Genomic DNA, 6,706 nt, shown 5'->3' with positions numbered 1-6,706 from the left:
AACACGCTCACGCACCACTCAGGGCAATGCATGCCCCAGCCTGGGGCAAACGATTCCCGCGCGCGGGGCAAGAGCCGCGTCAATTCCGGGCAGAGATCCGATACGGGCTCAGGCGAGGGTGACCAGCTCCCGGTACTCGTCGCTCCACAGGTCCTCGTCCGCGTCCGGCAGGAGCAGGACGCGGTCGGGGCGCAGGGCGTCGACGACGCCCTCGTCGTGGGTGACCATCACGATCGCGCCGGGGTACGAGCCGACCGCGGCCAGGACCTCGTCGCGGGAGGCGGGGTCGAGGTTGTTGGTCGGCTCGTCCAGCAGCAGCACGTTGGCGCCGGAGTGCACGAGCCCTGCCAGGGCGAGGCGGGTCTTCTCGCCGCCGGAGAGCACGCTCGCGGGTTTGTCGGCGTCGTCACCGGTGAAGAGGAACGCGCCGAGCACCTGCCGCGTCTCGCCGTCCGTCAGGTGCGGCGCGGCGGCGGCGAGGTTCTGCCGCACGGTGCGGTCCGCGGCGAGCGTGTCGTGCTCCTGGGCGAAGTAACCGAGGCGCAGGCCGTGTCCGCGCACGACGCGGCCCGCGTCCGGGGTCTCCGCACCGGCCAGCAGGCGCAGCAGCGTGGTCTTCCCCGCGCCGTTCGGCCCGAGGACCACCAGGCGGCTGCCGCGGTCCACGGCGAGGTCGATGCCGCCGAGGACCCGGTGGTCCCCGTAGGACTTGGCCAGGCTGACCGCGCCCAGGGGCATCCGTCCGCAGGGGGCGGGTTCGGGCAGTCGTATCCGGGCGGTTTTTTCCGTCCGGCGGGCCGGTTCGAGCTCCGCCAGCATGCGGTCGGCGCGGCGGGCCATGCTCCTGGCTGTCACAGCGGTGGCCGAGCGGGCCTTCATGCGGTCCGCCTGCGCGTGCAGCGTGGCGGCCTTGCGCTCGGCGTTCGCCCGCTCGCGGGCCCGGCGGCGCTCGGCGGCGTCCCGCTGGGTCAGATACGTCCGCCAGCCGGTGTTGTGGACGTCGATCGTCGCGCGCGTGGCGTCCAGGTGGAAGACGCGGTTGACGACGTCGGCGAGCAGCCCGGTGTCGTGGCTGATGACCACCAGGCCGCCCTGATGTCCCTTCAGGAAACCGCGCAGCCAGGCGACCGATCCGGTGTCCAGGTGGTTGGTCGGCTCGTCCAGCAGCAGTGTGCCGTCGTGGCCGGCGAACAGGATGCGCGCGAGCTCGACGCGGCGCCGCTGGCCGCCCGAGAGCGTGCCGACGGGCTCGCCCATGACGCGCTCGGGCAGCCCGAGCCCGGCCGCGACCCGCGCGGCCTCGGCCTCGGCGGCGTACCCGCCGCCCGCCTGGAACGCGGCCTCGGCGCGGGCGTAGGCGTTCATCGCCCGGTCCAGGGCGGCCGGGCCGTCGGCGTCCGCCATGGCCGCCTCGGCGGCACGCAGGGTGCGCAGGGCCCGGTCCAGGCCGCGGGCGGACAGGATCCGGCCGGTGACCGTCACGGCGGGGTCGGCGGCGCGCGAGTCCTGGGCGAGGAAGCCGACGTGGCCGGTACGCACGATCCGGCCTGCGGCGAGGCCGCTCCCGGCCCCGGCCTGCTCAGATTGCCCGGACCGCTCGGACTGCTCGGACCGCCCGGCGAGCGCGGTCATGAGGGTGGTCTTGCCCGCGCCGTTGCAGCCCACCAGGCCGATGCGGTCGCCGGGGGAGACGGTGAAGGAGAGGCCGGACAGCAGGAGGCGGGCGCCTGCCCGCAGCTCGACATCGCTGACGGTGATCATTGGGTAACGCTCCGAAAAAGCTCGAGGACACACTTCTGGCGTGGAAGCGGGTCCTCGGCTAGGAAATTCGGGGCGTAGACATGCGGCCAGGGTAAACAGGGGTGGCGGTCGGCGCAGCCGATTTTTGGGGCACGCCCCGTGGGCACGCCTCGCGGCATCAGGCGGCGGCAGCACCCGGCCAGGGGCCCGGTACGGGGCGTACGGGCTCGTCCTCGACCTTGGTGTCGAAGACGCGGAAGCCACGCCGCTCATAATTCGCGAGTGCGAAGGGACCGTCCAGGGAGCAGGTGTGCACCCACACCCGCTTCGTCGGCGTCATCCCGTCCCAGCGCTCGGCGAGATCCCACGCGCGGGCCGTGCCGTACGCGAGCAGATGGCCGCCGATCCGATGGCCGCGGAACGCGGGGAGGAGGCCGAAGTAGCTGATCTCGACCGTGCCCTCGCCCTGCGCCTCCAGCTCGATGTATCCGGCGGGGGTGCCGTGCTGGTGGGCCACCCAGGTCTCCACCCCGGGGCGTTCGAGGAACGCCCGCCACCGGTCGTACGTCCAGCCCAGCCGGTCGGTCCAGGTGATGTCCCCGCCCACCGCCGTGTAGAGGAAGCGGCTGTACTCGGGCGAGGGCACCTCGGACCGGACGATGCGGACGCCCACGGAGGCGTCGGGCTCGTCCGCGGGGACGAGGTCCTCGGGGGCGGTCTGCTCCAGGGACCAGGTGGTCACGGTGACGGTGTCATGGCTCATGCCGCCCACCCAATCACGCGCCCGGCGGAGGGAGAGGCGGGAACGGGGCCTCACCGGCATGAGGCTCAGCGGTGGTACGGCCCGTCCCCGCGGGCCGCCACGACCGCCGGTGCCGCCGAGCCCGGCAGCAGCCGCCCTGGTTCGTCCGGCCGCAGCAGCCGTACGTCGACGCCGTCCGCGAAGCGGTACGGGCGGTGGTCGAGGACGCCGCCCAGGGTGCGCCGGATCCGGGACAGCTCCGCCCGGACGGTCACCGTGCGGGACGCGTCGCCGAAGAGGTCGGCCGCCAGCTCGGCGGCCGTCCGGCCCGCCGGGTGCAGGACCAGGACGTAGAGCAGCTCCGCGTGGCGCGGGCTCAGCTCGTGCGACCACTCGCCCGTCGCGCCCGCGACCGTCACCGTCCAGCCGCGGGCCGCCCGCAGGTCGAGGACGACGCGGTGCGCCACGACCTCGCAGGGGGTCTCCGCCAGGCGCACCAGCCAGCCGTCCGGCAGAGGTTCGAGCGAGCAGAGGCCGAGGGACGGCAGCCAGACCCGGCCGGGCTGCACCGCCTTGGGCAGCGCGACGCGACCCACCGGCACCGTCCCCGTGACGGCCGCGATCCAGCCCTCCCGGTCGACGGCCAGCGCGCGGCCGCCCACCCGGGACAGCAGGGGCGCGGCCACCGCCCGGAGCCGCTCCACGGACTCCCAGTGGCGCGCGCGCAGCTCGCCCTCGGCGACCTTGGCGACGGCGGTCACGAGCGGCAGGGTCGCCGGATTGAACACGGTCGCGGGGCCGCTGACGTTCAGCACGCCCAGCAGCCGCCCGTCGCGCGGGTCGTGCAGGGGTGCTGCCGCGCACGACCAGGTGTGGTGGGTGCGTACGAAATGCTCGGCGGAGTGCACCTGCACCGGACGGAGCTCGACGAGCGCCGTGCCGATGCCGTTGGTGCCCACCCGTTCCTCCGTCCACGCGGCACCCACGGAGAACTCCACCCGGTCGGCGCTGCGGATCGTCGCCCTGTTGCCCTCGCGCCACAGCACGCGGCCCTCGCCGTCCGTGACGACCATCAGCTGCCGCTCCATGTCTACGAAACCGCCCAGCCCTTCGCGCAGCTGCGGCAGCAGTCCGCCCAGCCGCGAGGTCTGCCGCCGGTGCTCCACTTCCTCGACGGGCAGCGGGGGCGGGAACACGCCGCCGCGGTCCGGGTCGAGGCCGTGGAGCAGCGCCCGGCGCCACGACTGCCCGATGAGCGGACGGGGCTGTACGGGCGGGTGGTCACTGCCGAGAAATGCCTCGTGGACGGCAGGCAGCAGGCGCGCGTCGGTCGTTCCGCGGTTCACGTTGCCATGGTGCCGCCGCGCGACCGCCGGTGTGGGGGCATCCGTGGGATTGCAACTCCATGCAACCGTTGCGGGGCCGCCCCGTACGGGCGGAAGCTTGCGGTGAGCGGCCGGAGGGTGGTGCCGAGTCGGCGCAGCATCACCCTCCGCCCGGGACCTGCGCCGTTTCGCCCCGACCGCCCCCGGGCGCCGCCCGGCTGCTGTGCAAAACGACCTGGCCTGGGCCGATACGGTTAGGGCGTGCAGGCAGCAAGAGAACGATCGAGGCGGCGGGGCGGCCGACTCCACAGGGCCAGGGTCCTGTACCGAAATGTCTCGAAACGCAGGATGGCGTGGCTGCTCCTCAAGGACACCGTCAACTCCTGCATCGAATACCGCGTCACCGGCCTGGCCGCCGAAGCGGCCTTCTTCACCCTGCTGTCGCTGCCACCGCTGCTGCTCGGTCTCCTGGGCCTCCTGGGCTACTGGGACGACTGGACGGGCACCAACACGATCGGCTCCATCCAGGAGCACATCCTCAAGGCGTCGGCGACCGTGCTCAGCGACAAGGGCGTCAGCGAGATCGCCAAACCGCTGCTCACGGACGTCACCAAGGGCAGGCCCGACGTCATCTCGCTCGGCTTCGCCATCGCCCTGTGGTCCGGTTCCCGCGCGGTGAACGTCTTCGTCGAGACGATCACCATCATGTACGGGCTGGAGGGCAAGCGCGGCATCGTCAGGACGCGGCTGCTCGCCTTCGTCCTCTACGTCGTCGCCCTCGTCATCGGCGCGGTGGTGCTGCCGCTGATGGTGGCCGGGCCGGAGGCGGTGGTGGACGTCGTGCCGTGGAGCGCGGACGTCGTCCGCTTCCTCTACTGGCCCACCGTCATCCTGCTCTCCGTGGCCTTCCTGACCACGCTGTACCACGTGTCCGTACCGGTGCGCTCGCCGTGGGAGGAGGACATCCCCGGCGCGCTCGTCGCCCTGACGATGTGGGTGATCGGCAGCCTCCTGCTGCGCGTCTACCTCACGCACACGGTGGAGGGGCTCACCATCTACGGCTCGCTGGCCGCGCCCGTGGCCGTCCTGCTGTGGATCGGCGTCTCCGCGTTCGCGGTGCTCGTGGGCGCGGCGGTGAACGCCGCCATAGACCGCGTCTGGCCGTCCGTCGCCACGGCGGGCGCCCGCGCCGAGGTCGACCGGCAGCGGGCCACGGCCCTGGCCCTGGAGGCGCGCGAGCGCGCGGAACGGGCCGCGCGCGCCTTCCAGGCGGGCCTGTCCGACGACGACCTCGACGACGAGCCGTACGAGGACGGCGCCACCGCCCTGGACCGCGAGCCGCCCTCGGAGTTCCCCGAGCGCTGGGCGCAGTTCCTTCCGCCGGACGATGTCCGCTCCCGTATCCAGCGCCCGGAGCACCGGCCGAAACATGCGCGGCCGGATGCGTCGGGGCGGCACGCGAAGCCAAACGGGAGGGATTGACCGCGCCTACCGGGGTGCGTCTTGTGCTCCGTGCGCGGCTGCGGGTCCGGTGGGGGCTTGTCGCGCAGTTCCCCGCGCCCCTGACGGGGGCGAGGCCCCGGAAAAATGCTTGGCGGTGCCCCATGTCGGCGATTTACGATCGCCGCGCGCACCACCGCGCAGAACCAGGAGGTGAGGACCGATGACTGTCACCGCGACGGGCACCGCCCGCACACACACGCCGGTACGTGACACCTCCCTCCTGAAGGACCATCACCTTGTCCGAGCTCACCGCTCAACACCCCCTCACCCGCTACGGCTGGGACGCGGGGTTCGCTGAAGACTTCGTTCCGTACGCCGCCGAGGGCCTGACCCCCGGCCGGATCGTCCGCGTCGACCGCGGCCGCTGCGACCTCGCCGTCGCCGCCCCTGACGGCGACGGCGTACACATCGTGCAGGCCGACACCGCGCTCGTCGCCACGGGCGACCCGCTGCGCATCATGTGCACCGGCGACTGGGCGGCCGTCGACCTCGCCCAGGGCTATGTACGGGCGCTGCTGCCGCGCCGTACGGCCTTCGTCCGGTCGACCTCCTCCAAGGCGTCCGAGGGCCAGATCCTCGCCGCCAACGTCGACCACGCCGTGATCGCCGTCTCCCTCGCCGCCGAGCTGGACCTCGGCAGGGTCGAACGGTTCCTGGCCCTGGCCTGGGAGAGCGGCGCCGCGCCCCTGGTCGTGCTCACCAAGGCCGACCTCGTCCCCGACCCCGTGGTGCTCGCCCACCTCGTCGCCGACGCCGGGTCGGCGGCCCCGGGCGTGCAGGTCCTGGCCGTCAGCTCGGCGACCGGCGCGGGCGTCGACGTCCTCGCCGCGACGCTCGCGGGCGGTACGTCCGTGCTCCTGGGACAGTCCGGCGCGGGCAAGTCCACGCTGGCCAACACGCTCGTGGGGGCCGACGTCCAGGACGTCCGGGCCATCCGCGACAGCGACGGCAAGGGCCGGCACACCACGACGACCCGTGATCTGCTGCCCCTGCCGGGCGGGGGCGTCCTCATCGACACGCCCGGCCTGCGCGGCGTCGGCCTGTGGGACGCCGAGGAGGGCGTCTCCCAGACCTTCGCCGAGATCGAGGTCCTCGCGACGCGCTGCCGCTTCCACGACTGCGCACACGACAGCGAGCCGGGGTGCGCCGTGCTCGCCGCGGTGGAGTCGGGCGAGCTGCGGCAGCGGCGGCTCGACAGCTACCGGAAGCTGCTGCGGGAGAACACGTACATCGTGGCGCGGACGGACGCGCGGTTGCGGGCGGAGATCCGGCGGGACTGGAAGCGGAAGGCGGCCGAAGGCCGCGAGATGGCGGCGCGGAAACGGGGGCGCTGACGCGTCTTCTTTGGGGCCACCACTTGGGTGGCCCCCTCCCCCACCGGGGCTCCGCCCCGGGC

General features: G+C 73.4%; 5 protein-coding genes. 2 read left to right on the top strand and 3 right to left on the bottom strand.

The window, feature by feature from the left end; genetic code table 11:
* Nucleotides 1-108: 108 nt before the first annotated feature.
* The 3 genes from K6I34_RS28425 to K6I34_RS28415 all read right to left on the bottom strand — a co-directional run bounded on the left by K6I34_RS28425 (nt 109) and on the right by K6I34_RS28415 (nt 3,828).
* Nucleotides 109-1,761 carry an ABC-F family ATP-binding cassette domain-containing protein gene (locus K6I34_RS28425; RefSeq protein WP_229330140.1) on the bottom strand — a complete coding sequence of 551 codons (1,653 nt, stop codon included), beginning with the start codon at nt 1,759-1,761 and terminating at the stop codon, nt 109-111.
* A gap of 157 nt (nt 1,762-1,918) precedes the next feature.
* Entirely contained in the window at nt 1,919-2,503 is a 585-nt protein-coding gene (locus K6I34_RS28420) for a GNAT family N-acetyltransferase (protein ID WP_229330138.1), read from the bottom strand.
* A 65-nt stretch (nt 2,504-2,568) separates the two neighbouring features.
* The gene (locus K6I34_RS28415; RefSeq protein WP_229330136.1) at nt 2,569-3,828 is read right to left on the bottom strand and encodes a helix-turn-helix domain-containing protein; all 1,260 of its coding nucleotides are present in this window, start codon (nt 3,826-3,828) and stop codon (nt 2,569-2,571) included.
* 240 nt (nt 3,829-4,068) lie between these two features.
* Between K6I34_RS28415 and K6I34_RS28410 the strand changes: the two genes are divergently transcribed.
* Both K6I34_RS28410 and rsgA read left to right on the top strand, forming a co-directional pair.
* Nucleotides 4,069-5,289: a YihY/virulence factor BrkB family protein gene (locus tag K6I34_RS28410; protein ID WP_229330135.1), complete on the top strand. Its 1,221-nt coding sequence runs from the start codon at nt 4,069-4,071 to the stop codon at nt 5,287-5,289.
* A gap of 257 nt (nt 5,290-5,546) precedes the next feature.
* On the top strand, nt 5,547-6,644 hold the full coding sequence (rsgA, locus tag K6I34_RS28405) for a ribosome small subunit-dependent GTPase A (RefSeq protein WP_229330132.1): 1,098 nt from the start codon (nt 5,547-5,549) through the stop codon (nt 6,642-6,644).
* Nucleotides 6,645-6,706: the final 62 nt, after the last annotated feature.

Source organism: Streptomyces sp. UNOC14_S4, from assembly GCF_020740835.1.
GTDB lineage: Bacteria > Actinomycetota > Actinomycetes > Streptomycetales > Streptomycetaceae > Streptomyces.
Note: the sequence above shows the minus strand (reverse complement) of the source record. Positions and strands in the feature narration are given on the sequence as shown.